This window comes from Cupriavidus sp. 05N39, assembly GCF_056397325.1.
This window is the reverse complement of sequence record NZ_JBFTNE010000006.1, coordinates 73,106-85,479: the sequence shown is the minus strand read 5'-3', so window position 1 is coordinate 85,479 and position 12,374 is coordinate 73,106. Positions and strand designations below refer to the sequence as shown.

Genomic DNA, 12,374 nt, shown 5'->3' with positions numbered 1-12,374 from the left:
CTGGCCGCGAACGCACCGCAACCCCACCCCGATCTCACGCCGGGGGCGCCCCATCCTTAAACGCGCTCTTCAGCATCTGCCGCAACTCAGGTCCGTCCTCATGCTTATGCACCTGCACCGCATGCTGGGCAGCGACTTCAAGCAGTTCTTCCTCGCTGTCCGCACTGATAGCCACCGTGCACTTCGACTCACTCGGAAACTCGCGGCAATCGATATATTTGCGTCCCATGCTTTGCCTCCTGACGCGTATGTCAATCAGGTCAATCAGGTCAATCAGGTCAATCGGGCAGGGTGCTTCTGGCACCCCGTGCAGGCGCTTACCCCGTGCGGCGCCCTGGCGCGGCGTTGTCCTCGATAAGCGGGGAAGAGTGGCGCCGCCGGGGTGGCAGGCGCCTGATTCAGTATAGGGCGCGCGCCGCGCCACGGAATGTCCGCGGCGCGCCAGCCGGATCGGTCCGTCAGAGTACCGGCGTGATCACCTTGCCGGTGCCGAGAAAGGCATCGAGATTCTCGAACACCAGCCCGGACATGGCGGCGCGGGTCTCGTGCGTGCCACTGGCCATGTGCGGCGCCAGCACGACATTGTCCAGCGCGAACAGCGCCTGCGGCGCCCGCGGCTCGTCGCGGAACACATCCAGCCCGGCGCCGCCCAGGCGGCCATCGCGCAATGCCGCCACCAGGGCGTCTTCGTCCACCACGCTGCCGCGCGCGACATTGACGAGAATGCCCTTGGGCCCCAGCGCTTCGATGATGCCGGCCGATACCAGCCCTTCGGTTTCCGGCCCGCCCACGCAGGTCACGGCCAGGAAATCGGCCCAGCCGGCCAGCGCCTTCAGGTCCGGCTCGTGGCGCCACGGCGCGCCCGCGCGCGGGCGGCGGTTGTGGTACGCGATGTCCATGCCGAAGCCGGCGGCGCGCTGCGCCACTTTTTCGCCGATGCGGCCCAGGCCCAGGATGCCCAGCTTCTTGCCTGACACGCGCGTGGTCAGCGGGAAGTTCTCTTGGCCCCACTTGCCGGCGCGCACGTAGCGGTCGCCGTGGGCAATGCCACGCGCGGCGTCGAGCAGCAGGCCGAAGGCGAGGTCGGCCACGCAGTCGTTGAGCACGTCGGGCGTGTTGCTGACCTGGATGCCGCGCGCGCGGGCCGCGTCCAGCGCGATCGAGTCATAGCCCACGCCGAAGCTGACGATGGCTTCGAGCCCGGGCATCGCGGCGATGGCATCGGCCGTCAGGCCGTGGCGGGCGGACGTCACCGCCACGCGCGCCTGCTGCGCATGTTCGCGCAGCCATGCCAGCGGGTCGGCCTGTTCCCACAGCGGGACGGCCTGGTACTGCTCCCGCAGGCGGGAGTTGATCTGCGGCGCAAGGGGGCCGATCTGGACGAGCGAGACTTGGGACATGGGAGGCTAGGCGAAGGAAAGGGTGCGGGATCCGGGAAGAGTGCGCGGAGCAGGGCGCAAGGCCGGTCGGCCGGGGGCGGTGCCTGTCCCCGCTCGTTGCGGCGTTCGATGCTAGCGCAATCATAACGTCTCCGGCAAGGCACTGCAGCGCCGGGCGCGGAGCGAGCCGGCTTCAGGCGCTGTCGCGCCGGATCACTTCGAAGCCGAGGTCGATGATGCGTTCGCCCACCTCGCGCCCGTCGATGCGCGCGAGCAGGCACTCGGCAGCGGTGCGGCCGATGGCCGGGCCGTCGATGCGCACCGTGGACAGCGCCGGGTAGGTGTGCGCGGCAAAGTTCAGATCGCCGAAGCCCATCACGGCGAGCTGGCCCGGCACCTGCAGCCCGCGCGCGCGGGCTTCCGACAGCGCGCCCTGCGCCAGCGTGTCGGAACTGCAGAACACCACATCGGGCTGCGCGCCGCCGTCGAGCAGCCGCGCCAGTCCCTCGCGGCCCAGCCCCAGGCTGGACGGCGCCGGCACGATGCTGCTCGGCACCTCGGTGATGCCGTGGCGGGCCAGCGCATCGATAAAGCCAAGCCGGCGCGACTCGGCGCGCTGGTCGCTGGCGGACAGGATGGCGGGCCGCCGGTAGCCGCGCGCATAAAGGAATTCGGCCACGGTCTGCCCCACCTTCTCGTGCGAGAAACCCACCAGCATGTCGATCGGCGTGGGCGTGATGTCCCAGGTCTCCACTACCGGCACGCGCGCGGCCAGCAGGCGGCGGCGCGTATCGGCGGTGTGCGCGATGCCGGTCAGCACGATGCCGTCGGGGCGGCGCGAGAGGATGGCGGCCAGCAGGTCCTGCTCGCGCGTGGCGGCGTACCCCGACAGGCCCAGCATCATCTGGTAGCCCGCTTGCGAGAAACGGTCGGTGAGCGCCTGGATGGTATCGGCGAAGATCGAGTTGGCGATGGTCGGCACGATGGCCGCGATCAGGCGGCTGCGCCGCGAGGCGAGGCCGCCGGCCAGCAGGTTGGGCACATAGCCGGTGCGCTGGATGGCTTCCTGCACGCGCGCTACCGTGCGCGCCGAGACCAGCCCGGGCTGGTTGACCACGCGCGACACGGTGATCGGCGAGACGCCGGCGATCTTGGCCACGTCGGCCAATGTGACGCTGCCGGTGGCGCGGCCGGCAGCGGGGGCGGGCGCGGTGCGAGGGGTGGTTGGCTTGCGAGGCGGGGCCATTGAGCTCGAAGAGGGATGCGGGAATTGCCGGTCCGCCGCGCGGTGCGGCGGCGTGGGCGCCATGATAGCGCCGTCGCCCCTCGGCGGGCACCGGTGCCCGCCTGCGCGACGGGTTTACCCCGAGCACGCATGCGTTGTGAGGGACAAATGACAGCGCTATCATCTGTCTTCTCCGGGGACCGCGGGCACCGCTGCCGCACGCTCACGCAAAACAAAAAAGACAGACGCCGCAACGGCGCCACCGATCAGAGGAGACAACCCATGCCCACCGCCACCCCCGCACCGGATGCGCGGCCCCGCAAGCGCCCCGAGGAACTGCGCAGCCACCGCTGGTACGGCGCCCACGACCTGCGCGCCTTCGGCCACCGTTCGCGCACCGCGCAGATGGGCTACAACCGCGCCGACTATGCCGGCAAGCCGGTCATCGCCATCATCAATACGTGGAGCGACATCAACCCCTGCCACAGCCATTTCCGCCAGCGCGCCGAAGAGGTCAAGCGCGGCATCTGGCAGGCCGGCGGCTTCCCGGTGGAGATGCCGGCGATGAGCCTGTCCGAACCGTTCCAGAAGCCCACCACCATGCTCTACCGCAACCTGCTGGCGATGGAGACCGAGGAGTTGCTGCGCTCCTACCCGGCCGATGGCTGCGTGCTGCTGGGCGGCTGCGACAAGACCACGCCCGCCTTGCTGATGGGCGCGCTGGCGATGGACCTGCCTGCGATCTTCGTGCCGGCGGGGCCGATGCTGCGCGGCAACTGGAACGGCGTCACGCTGGGCTCCGGCTCGGATACGTGGAAGTACTGGGCTGAGTTGCGCGCGGGCAATATCACCGAGCAGGACTGGCAGGGCATCGAAGACGGCATCGCGCGATCGCCCGGCCACTGCATGACCATGGGCACGGCGTCGACCATGACGGCGGTGGTGGAAGCCATCGGCATGAGCTTGTCCGGCGCCTCGTCGATTCCCGCGCCCGATTCGCGCCACGCGCAGATGGCTTCGCTGTCGGGCCGGCGCATCGTCGAGATGGTGTGGCAGGACCTGAAGCCCTCCGAGATCGTCACGCCCGCCGCCATCGACAACGGCGTGCGCACCGCGCTGGCGCTGTCGGGCTCCACCAACGCCATCGTCCACCTGATCGCGCTGGCGCGCCGCGCCGGCTATGCGCTCTCGCTGGACCGCTATGACGAACTGGCGCGCTGCACGCCGGTGCTGGCCAATGTGCGTCCCTCGGGCCAGTACCTGATGGAAGATTTCTACTATGCCGGCGGCCTGCGCGCGATGCTCGCGCAGATGGGCGATCTGCTCGATACCGGCACGCTTACCGTCGACGGCCGCACCCTTGGCGAGAACCTTGAAGGCGCCCGCGTCTTCAACGACGACGTGATCCGCCCGCGCGCCAATCCGCTGGTGGCTGGCGACGGCCTTGCCGTGCTGCGCGGCAATCTTGCCCCGGACGGCGCGGTCATCAAGCCGCCTGCCGCGCGGCAGGACCTGCTGCGGCACACCGGCCGCGCGGTGGTATTCCGCGACTACAACGACATGGCGGCGCGCATCGACGACCCGCGGCTCGACATCGACGCCAACTGCGTGATCGTGCTGCAGAACGCCGGCCCGCAAGGCGCGCCCGGCATGCCGGAATGGGGCCAGTTGCCGATTCCGCAAAAGCTGCTCAAGCAAGGCGTGCGCGACATGGTGCGCATTTCCGACGCCCGCATGAGCGGCACCAGCTATGGTGCCTGCGTGCTGCACGTAACGCCGGAATCGTATGTGGGTGGCCCGCTCGCCTTCGTGCGCGACGGCGACCTGATCGAGCTCGATGTCCCTGCCCGCAAACTCAACCTGCTGATCGGCGACGACGAAATGGCCCGCCGCCGCGCCGCGTGGGTGGCGCTAGTGCCGAAATTCGAGCGCGGCTACGGCAAGCTTTACCTGCGCCACGTCAGCCAGGCGGACAAGGGTTGCGATTTCGATTTCCTGGAGCCGGTCGATGCCGCGGAGGGCGGCGAGCCGGAGATCCATTGAAGCACCGCGCCCGTCTCGCAGCCGGGTGGACCCATCATCATAAGAACGACCGAGGAGACAACGACCCCATGAAACGCCAAGCCCTTGCGCTGCTGGCCGCCGCTGCCACCATAGCCGCCGCCGTACTCCCGCTGACCGCTTCCGCCCAGGCCAACTGGCCCAGCAAGCCGATCACCTACGTGGTGCCATTCCCGCCCGGCGGCACCACCGACACGCTGGCACGCCTGATCGGCCAGCGGCTCGGGCAGGCGCTTGGCACTACCGTGGTGGTGGAGAACCGCCCCGGCGCCGGCGGCAACATCGGCTCCGATTTCGCGGCCAAGGCGGCGCCCGATGGCTACACCATCCTCGGTGGCACCATCAGTTCGCACGCGATCAATGCCAGCCTGTACCCGAAGATGCCGTACGACGTGGTCAAGTCCTTCGCGCCCATCACGCTGATCGGCACCAATGCCAATGTGCTGGTGGTCAGTGCCGGCAGCCCGTTCATGACGGTGAAGGACATCGTGGCGGAAGCCAGGGCCAGGCCGGATACGCTGGCGTTTGCCTCGGCCGGGAACGGGACTTCGCAGCATCTTGCCGGGGAATTGTTCAAGAGCCTGGCGGGCATCAAGCTGACCCACATTCCGTACAAGGGGAGCGGCCCGGCGATCCAGGATGTGATGGCGGGGCAGGTGCCGATGATGTTCGATACCACGGTGGTGGCTGCGCAGCATATCGATTCGGGCAAGCTGCGGGCGCTGGCCGTGACTTCGGCGAAGCGGATCAAGAGCATGCCGAATGTGCCGACGATGGCGGAAGCCGGGGTGGCTGGATATGAGCTGGAATCGTGGCAGGCGATCTTTGCGCCGGCTAATACGCCGAAGCCGATCGTGGATCGGTTGTATCGGGAGATTTCGGCGATCATCAAGACGCCGGATATGCAGGCTCGGTTGGAGAAGTTGGGGATGGAGCCTTCGGGGATGGCGCCGGAGCAGTTTGCGGGGTTTCAGCGTAGTGAGATTGGGAAGTGGGCGAGGGTGGTGAAAGCGGCGGATATCAGGATTGATTGACGTGGCGTGCGACGAAACTCCTGGTCTCCGGGAGGCCTATTGCTCTGCTCGCTTGGGGGTGGTCGCTGTTTGTTTGAGAGGTGGTGGCATGTTGCACTCAAAGGAATACGACATCCCCCTGCGGGGGACGCCGGTCACTCTTCTTTGCCTCGGCAAAGAAGACTAACGAGAAGAAAGCCGACCCTGCCGGGAGCAGAGCAATCGCGAGTGCGAGGGGCGCTGGTTTCGTCGTACGGCCGCAGTTCTGCTGGCAGCTGCCGTTACCAGTTTGCAGGGCTTCGCAATGGCACGACCCATGGGTTTCGTGGTGATGCCCCCGACCTCGTGCACAGTGACCATTCCCACATCTGCCGTTACCGGCACGAACCACCACGACACACCACATGCCCATGGTTTCGTGGTGGGGCGGGCGCGGTGGTGAAGGCCTCGGGCATATCACCCGGTGCCACCGCGCCCACGACGGAACCGGACCGCCTGCAACTTCGTGGCCGCCCACTTCGCGAGCGACAGACGGCTCGAAGTCAGTGATGTCCGCTACCGGGGGCCCCACCACGAATCCCGGAGGCTGGCAGATCCGTGGCCGCTCAAGCCGGTACCGGCAGAAGCCCGCCGGCACTTTGGGCCGTACGACGAAACCACCGATATCTGAAAGCCTTATTGCTCTGCCCCCGGCAGGGTCGGCTTTCTTCTCGTTAGTCTTCTTTGCCGAAGCAAAGAAGAGTGACCGGCGTCCCCCGCAGGGGGATGTCGTATTCCTTTGAGTGCAACATACCACCACCGCTCAAAGAAACTACGCCCACCCCAGCAGGCGGATGTCGTATGGCTGTTGGGTGCAATAACCATCGCCGCACAAAAAAAACAGCGCCCCCCCCACCAGGGCGATGTCAGTTCCACACAGCTACGCCTAATCGTTGCTCAAGCCGTTCACATTGATCCCGAATCTTCGACTTAACCTCAAACCTTAACCTCGAACGGATAAGCTATGCGCCGCCAGCCACCAATCTCCGCCTGAAAATGAAAACCATTTACCTCGCCGGTTTCGACGTGTTTCGCAAGGACGCCATCGCCTATGGCGAGACGCTGAAGGCGCTTTGCGCGCGGCACGGCTTCCAAGGTTTGTATCCCCTCGACAAATCCGCTCCGGCCGGCTTGTCCGGCCCCGACACTGCCCGCTGGATCTACGAAGCCAACATCAACCTGATCCGCCGCGCCGACATGGTGATGGCTAACCTCGACGATTTCCGCGGGCCGGGTGAGCCGGATTCCGGCACGGCGTTTGAAGCGGGATTTGCCATCGCGCTGCAAAAGCCGGTCTGGGGCTACAGCAGCGATCCCGGTACCTTGCTCGACCGCGCCGCGGTGGCGACAGGCGACAAGGGCGAGCGGCTCGATGCGCGCGGTTTCGTGGTGGAGGATTTCGGCCTGGGCAAGAACCTGATGCTGGCCTGTTCGGTGAAGCTGGTGGCAGGCGATGCCGAGGCTTGCCTGGCGGCAATGGCGGAAGCGGAGCGGCGGCGCAGTTGCCGGGGGAACGGCGCGCCGGCCGAGGACTGAGGTCGGCAAGGGCGGGACTGGCGTCCCGCCGCATCGCCTCGCGGCCGTTCAGCGGCGCAGCGATTCCACGCCGGCGGCGATGTCCGTCGCCGTGTTTGCCACGATCTGGCGATATGCCGCCACGACGCCGTCGACCGCGCCCGGCGCGGGCAGCTCGGCCTGCGTGCGGCCGGCGTTGACCTTGCCGTCTGGCAGGCGCCGCACGGTCCAGTTGATGACGGCGCCGGCGCGCTGGCCGACTTCGGCGTCCAGGCGGACCACTTCGGTGGTGATGCGGTACACGGGTTCCACTTCCGACAAGCCTTGCTGGTAGGTATCGACCGCGCCCAGCCTGGCTTGCAGTTGCTGCGACAGTGCGTCGCGCAGTTCGTCGGGCAGGGGCGCGGACCAGCGCGACAGGTCCAGCAGCTTCAGTTCGCCGCCGTCCTTGCCGTCACGCACGACCAGTTGCGGGCGGTTCAGGCGCTCGGGCACGCGCACCGGCGCGACTTCGATCCACACCGGTTGTGCCTGGGCCGCACGCGCCGGCGTGGCGGCCTGTCCGGCGGCGGGCACGGTGGCGTCGGGGCCCTGGGCCAGCGTGTAGTAGCGCGGATCGGGCGAGGCGCAGCCGGTCAGCAGCGCGGCGGCCAGGGCGAGCGGCGGCAACAGGGGCAGCATCAGGTTCGAGCGGGTCATGATTATTTCTCCGGCTTGCCGCGCACCAGCGCTTCGGGATGGCGTTCGAGGTATTCGGTCAGTGTGCGCAGCGACACCGCGGTGCGTGTCAGCTCCTGCATCATGCGGCGCGTGTCTTGCTGCAGCGGCGCATCGGAGGCGAGCGTGCCGTTGGCGGCGCTCAGCGTCTTGCGCGCGTCCTGCAGCGCCGCCAGCACCTGCGGCGCCACATCGCCATTGAGCTGCGCCACCAGCTTGTCGGCGCTGGTCATCATGGCGTTGAGCGTCGCCATCGACGTGCGCAGGTCCTGGCCGATCTGTTCGAACGGCACCTTGTCGATCTTGTTGACGATGTCGCCAAGCTTGGCTTGCAATTCGTCGAAGGCACCTGGCGTGGTGGCCAGTTCAGGCAGCGCGCCATCCAGGTTGACGCTGGCCGGCGGCGCCTTGGGGAAGAAGTCGAGCGCCACGTAGAGCTGGCCCGTCAGCAGGTTGCCGGTGCGCAACTGCGCGCGCATGCCGCGCTTGATCAGGGTCTGGACGATGTTGCGGGCCCGGTTGATGTCCTCGATGTCCTGCGGCCGGAAGCCCATGCGCGCGGGATACAGTTCCACCACCACCGGCAGGCGGAATGCCTTCTTCGCACTCTGGTATTCGATGCCGATCGAGCGCACCTGGCCCACCACCACCCCGCGGAAGTCCACCGGCGCGCCGGGCGACAAACCGCGCACCGACTGATCGARGTTGAGCACGGCGAGCGAGGGCACGAGTTCCTCGGGCTCCTTCATGGCCTCGGTCTGGTCGCTGGCCAGCAGGAACTGGGTGTTCTCGTTGGCGGCGTCGGTCGCCTTGGAATCGTCCGGCGCCTGGAAGGCAACCCCCCCCAGCATCACCGTGACCATCGATTGCGTATTGATCTTGAGGCCGCCGGCATCGAGCTTGATGTCCACGCCGCTGGCATGCCAGAAGCGGGAGTCGGCGGTGACCAGCTTGTCGTAAGGCTTGTTGACGAACACGCGCAGCGAGAGATCGCGTCCGTTGGGTTCAAGCTGGTAGGCCACCACCTGGCCCACTTGCACGCGGCGGTAGTAGACCGGCGAGCCGATATCGAGCGAGCCGAGGTCGGCGGCGCGCAGCACGAACTGCTTGCCGGAGGCATCGGTAGTGACCGCGGGCGGTACTTCCAGGCCCGTGAACACGCGCACGCGCTCTTCCGACTTGCCGGCGTCAACGCCGATATAGGCACCGGACAGCAGCGTCTCCAGCCCGGAGATGCCGCTGGTGGCAAAGCGCGGGCGTACCACCCAGAAGCGCGTGTCCTTGGTGGAGAAGCTCTCCGCATCCTGGGTCAGGTCGATCTTGGCGATCACGTGCGAGCGGTCCGGCGCCAGCCGGACCGACTTCACCAGGCCGATGTCCACGTCCTTGTAGCGCACGGCCGTCTTGCCCGGGACCAGGCCCTCGGCGGTGYGGAATGTGACCGTGATTTCGGGGCCGCGCTCGGAGAGCGTGCGGATCAGCAGCGACAGGCCAACCACCGCCGCCACGATCGGAATCAGCCATACCAGCGAGGGCAGCCAGCGCGCGCGGCGCCGCCGCTCGGGCGTGGGCGGTGGGGAGGAGGGGGAGGACTGATCAAGGTCGGGCATCTTTTGTATCCAGCGAATCCCACAGCAGGCGGGGGTCGAAACTTAGCGAGGCCATCATGGTGAGCACCACCACGGAGCCGAAGGCGACGGCGCCGGCTCCGGGGATGATGGTGGCGAGCGCCCCGGCACGCACCAGCGAAGCCAGCAGCGCCACCACGAAAATATCGAGCATCGACCAGCGGCCGATCACTTCCACCAGTCCGTACAGCCTGGTCTGCTGGCGGATCCGCCAGGTCGAGCGGAAGTGCACCGAGAGCAGCAGCATGGTGAGGATCATCATCTTCAGCAGCGGCACCACGATGCTGGCGATCAGGACCACGATGGCCAGCAGGTTGGAGCCGGACAGCCACAGGTAGATCACGCCGGACAGGATGGTGTCCCGCTGCGTGCCGAGGATGGACTGCGTCACCATCACCGGCAGCAGGTTGGCGGGGATATACAGGATGTAGGCTGCCAGCAGGAAGGCCCAGGTGCGGGTCAGGCTTTGCGGCTTGCGGTGATGCAGGGTGGCGCCGCAGCGCGGGCAGGGCTCGCCCTCCAGCGTGCGCGGGCTGAGCGCATCGCAGGCGTGGCACGACAGCAGGCCCATCGCGGTGGCCGTGGGCACCTGCGCCAGCGGCTTGCTTTCGTCGTCGTCGGTCAGTTCCGCCACCACGTTGGCCGCGAGCCGGCGCGAGCGGGCCAGGCGGGAGTCCCTGAGGCCGGCGCTCTTGTCGTTCGGCGGGACGCTCATCTGGGCGGCTCCTCGTCCAGGTATTGCCAGAGCTCGCGCGGGTCGAACGACAGCATCGCGGCCAGCACGATGACCAGCGCGGCGAACGACCACAGCGCGACACCAGGCAGCACCTGGGCCATGGTCGAGAGCTTCACCAGCGTCACCAGCACGCCGATCATGAAGACTTCGATCATGCCCCACGGCCGGGTTTGCCGGATACCGCGCACGATGCGCTCGAAGCCGGGCGGCATGCGGCGCCGCGCCATCGGTACCAGCAGGTAAAGCATCATCAGCATCTCGGACAGGGGAAACAGGATGGTGGTGGCGAACACCAGGACCGCCACCAGCGTCATATGGTCCGCGTAGAGCGCCTGCACCGCGCCCCACAGCGTGGTTTGGGTGCGCACGCCCTTGAGATCCATCTGGACAATGGGATAGGCGTTGGACACCAGGAACAGGATCAGCGCGGTCATCACTAGCGGCAGCAGCCGGGTATAGGCGCGCGAGCTTTCGCGGTAGAGCTGGCCGCCGCAGCGCAGGCACAGCGCGCGCTCGCCCGGGTCCAGTTCTGCGCGCTGGTAGACCGCGTCGCAATATTCGCAGGCCACCAGCCGGCTGAGGTCGGCCGGCGGGGCGGGCTCTGCGTGGTGCGGGTCGGAACGGCAGGCGTCGCTCATGCCTTGCCGGAACCCGCCACGTCTTCGGCGGTAGTGAGGGGCTTGCCCTGGGCCAGCGCGGGCGGCGGGTTGAGCAGGTTCTCCGAGCCGATGGTCCAGTCGCGCAGCAGCGCGTAGGCCACCGCCAGCAGGGTCGGGCCGATAAATACACCGAGGAAGCCAAACGCCAGCGCACCGCCGAACACGCCCAGCATCACCCAGATCAATGGCATGTTGGTGCCCTTGCTGATCAGCAGGGGCTTGATGACGTTGTCGGCCATGCTGACCACGCCCACGCCCCACACCACCATGAAAATGGCCCAACCCAGCGAGCCGGTGTGATACAGCCACAGTGCGGCGGGAATCCATACCAGCGGCGGCCCGACCGGGATCACGGACAGGAAGAAGGTGACGAAGCCGAGGATGGCGGCGCCGGGCACGCCGGCGATCCAGAAACCGATGCCGGCCAGCACGGCCTGCACGAAGGCCGTGCCCAGCACGCCGTAGACCACGCCCTTGACCGTGTTGCCGGCCAGCGCCAGCAGGTAGTCGGCGCGCTCGCCCGCAATGCGGCGCATGCCGGCGCGCAGCCAGGCCACCGCGAATTCGCCGCCGGTATAGAAGAAGAACGCCAGCACGATGGACAGCGCCAGCTGGCCCAGCCCGGCGCCGATCGACAGCCCCGCGCCGAGTATTACATGGCCCACGGGCGCGATCAGCTTGCGCAGGTTGGCCACCATTTCCGAGTCGGCGTGGATCAGCTTGTCCCAGGAGTTTTGCAGGTAGCTGCCCACGTAAGGCAGGCCGGTGATCCATTCCGGCAACGGCGGCAGGCCATGATCCATGACGCGGTCGGCCAGGCCGGACAGCTCGTCGATATGCGCGGAGATGCTGGCGCCGGCATAGACAAAGGGGCCCAGCACGATCACGGCGGCCAGCAGCACGCAGATCACGGCGGCCAGGCTGCGCCGGTTGCCCAGCCAGCGCGCCAGCACGGTATAGGGGTACCACGAGCTGAAGGCCAGGATGGAGCTCCACAGCAGCGCGGTGGTGAAGGGCGCGAGCACCAGCAGTGAGCCACCGATCAGGACGATCAGCGCGAAAATCGCAGCGAGTTTTTCAATCAGTTGGCCGGAATTCATCGGGTGCATCTCCTGGACTGCCGTGTGACGTGAACGCCGACAATATATAGGAAAACGCACGGGGTGCCGGAGGCGGGCAGCCAGGCAAGGCGGGAAAATGTTGCGTTGCGGCACACAAGCGGCCGCTACCGTGGCCGCGGGCCCTCGCCGAACGCCGCACGATGCCATGCCGCGGACACATCTTCCAGCGGGGCCAGAAAGCGGTCCGGCGCTGGCAGGCCGTGGCCGCGGCAGTGCGCGCACGCCCAAGTCCGCGCCGACCAGGCTCAGCACCGTTCCATTCCACCGCCGGGTTACGGGTC

11 protein-coding genes are annotated in these 12,374 nt (G+C 67.5%); 3 read left to right on the top strand and 8 right to left on the bottom strand.

Annotated elements, in window-relative coordinates; translation table 11 throughout:
- Window positions 1-34 precede the first annotated feature (34 nt).
- The 3 genes from AC1DN0_RS04885 to AC1DN0_RS04875 all read right to left on the bottom strand — a co-directional run bounded on the left by AC1DN0_RS04885 (window position 35) and on the right by AC1DN0_RS04875 (window position 2,625).
- Window positions 35-229, bottom strand: a complete 195-nt coding sequence (locus AC1DN0_RS04885; protein WP_441626505.1) for a DUF1059 domain-containing protein — start codon at window positions 227-229, stop codon at window positions 35-37.
- Window positions 230-458: 229 nt separating this feature from the next.
- A complete protein-coding gene (locus AC1DN0_RS04880) occupies window positions 459-1,400 on the bottom strand; it encodes a 2-hydroxyacid dehydrogenase (protein ID WP_441626503.1) in 942 nt (313 codons plus the stop codon).
- Window positions 1,401-1,572: 172 nt separating this feature from the next.
- Window positions 1,573-2,625, bottom strand: coding sequence for a LacI family DNA-binding transcriptional regulator (locus tag AC1DN0_RS04875; RefSeq protein ID WP_441626501.1), 1,053 nt, complete (start codon window positions 2,623-2,625; stop codon window positions 1,573-1,575).
- A gap of 261 nt (window positions 2,626-2,886) precedes the next feature.
- Here AC1DN0_RS04875 and araD point away from each other — a divergent pair, with 261 nt between their 5' ends.
- The 3 genes from araD (at window position 2,887) to AC1DN0_RS04860 (ending at window position 7,253) form a co-directional block, all read left to right on the top strand.
- Entirely contained in the window at window positions 2,887-4,647 is a 1,761-nt protein-coding gene (araD, locus tag AC1DN0_RS04870; protein ID WP_441626499.1) for an L-arabinonate dehydratase, read from the top strand.
- A 68-nt stretch (window positions 4,648-4,715) separates the two neighbouring features.
- Window positions 4,716-5,699, top strand: coding sequence for a tripartite tricarboxylate transporter substrate binding protein (locus AC1DN0_RS04865; RefSeq protein WP_441626497.1), 984 nt, complete (start codon window positions 4,716-4,718; stop codon window positions 5,697-5,699).
- Between the two features lie 1,014 nt (window positions 5,700-6,713).
- Window positions 6,714-7,253 carry a nucleoside 2-deoxyribosyltransferase gene (locus AC1DN0_RS04860; RefSeq protein WP_441626495.1) on the top strand — a complete coding sequence of 180 codons (540 nt, stop codon included), beginning with the start codon at window positions 6,714-6,716 and terminating at the stop codon, window positions 7,251-7,253.
- A gap of 48 nt (window positions 7,254-7,301) precedes the next feature.
- Here the strand turns inward: AC1DN0_RS04860 and AC1DN0_RS04855 are convergent, their stop codons facing one another.
- The 5 genes from AC1DN0_RS04855 to AC1DN0_RS04835 are packed head-to-tail and all read right to left on the bottom strand — an operon-like array spanning window position 7,302 to window position 12,072.
- Complete coding sequence (locus AC1DN0_RS04855; RefSeq protein ID WP_441626493.1) at window positions 7,302-7,931, bottom strand: PqiC family protein; 630 nt, start codon at window positions 7,929-7,931, stop codon at window positions 7,302-7,304.
- A 2-nt stretch (window positions 7,932-7,933) separates the two neighbouring features.
- The gene (locus AC1DN0_RS04850; RefSeq protein ID WP_477145574.1) at window positions 7,934-9,559 is read right to left on the bottom strand and encodes a PqiB family protein; all 1,626 of its coding nucleotides are present in this window, start codon (window positions 9,557-9,559) and stop codon (window positions 7,934-7,936) included.
- Complete coding sequence (locus AC1DN0_RS04845) at window positions 9,546-10,292, bottom strand: paraquat-inducible protein A (protein ID WP_441626489.1); 747 nt, start codon at window positions 10,290-10,292, stop codon at window positions 9,546-9,548. Before AC1DN0_RS04845 ends, AC1DN0_RS04850 begins: the two co-directional genes overlap by 14 nt.
- Window positions 10,289-10,951 carry a paraquat-inducible protein A gene (locus AC1DN0_RS04840; RefSeq protein ID WP_441626487.1) on the bottom strand — a complete coding sequence of 221 codons (663 nt, stop codon included), beginning with the start codon at window positions 10,949-10,951 and terminating at the stop codon, window positions 10,289-10,291. Before AC1DN0_RS04840 ends, AC1DN0_RS04845 begins: the two co-directional genes overlap by 4 nt.
- A complete protein-coding gene (locus tag AC1DN0_RS04835; protein ID WP_441626485.1) occupies window positions 10,948-12,072 on the bottom strand; it encodes an AI-2E family transporter in 1,125 nt (374 codons plus the stop codon). The genes AC1DN0_RS04840 and AC1DN0_RS04835 overlap by 4 nt, the downstream gene beginning before the upstream one ends.
- Between the last annotated feature and the right edge of the window lie 302 nt (window positions 12,073-12,374).

Bases quoted from the DNA above. Each gene is read 5' to 3' on its own strand.
- AC1DN0_RS04875 (WP_441626501.1), bottom strand. From the start codon at position 2,625: ATGGCCCCGCCTCGCAAGCCAACCACCCCTCGCACCGCGCCCGCCCCC.
- AC1DN0_RS04860 (WP_441626495.1), top strand. From the start codon at position 6,714: ATGAAAACCATTTACCTCGCCGGTTTCGACGTGTTTCGCAAGGACGCC.
- araD (WP_441626499.1), top strand. From the start codon at position 2,887: ATGCCCACCGCCACCCCCGCACCGGATGCGCGGCCCCGCAAGCGCCCC.
- AC1DN0_RS04835 (WP_441626485.1), bottom strand. From the start codon at position 12,072: ATGAATTCCGGCCAACTGATTGAAAAACTCGCTGCGATTTTCGCGCTG.
- AC1DN0_RS04840 (WP_441626487.1), bottom strand. From the start codon at position 10,951: ATGAGCGACGCCTGCCGTTCCGACCCGCACCACGCAGAGCCCGCCCCG.
- AC1DN0_RS04855 (WP_441626493.1), bottom strand. From the start codon at position 7,931: ATGACCCGCTCGAACCTGATGCTGCCCCTGTTGCCGCCGCTCGCCCTG.
- AC1DN0_RS04845 (WP_441626489.1), bottom strand. From the start codon at position 10,292: ATGAGCGTCCCGCCGAACGACAAGAGCGCCGGCCTCAGGGACTCCCGC.
- AC1DN0_RS04880 (WP_441626503.1), bottom strand. From the start codon at position 1,400: ATGTCCCAAGTCTCGCTCGTCCAGATCGGCCCCCTTGCGCCGCAGATC.
- AC1DN0_RS04865 (WP_441626497.1), top strand. From the start codon at position 4,716: ATGAAACGCCAAGCCCTTGCGCTGCTGGCCGCCGCTGCCACCATAGCC.
- AC1DN0_RS04885 (WP_441626505.1), bottom strand. From the start codon at position 229: ATGGGACGCAAATATATCGATTGCCGCGAGTTTCCGAGTGAGTCGAAG.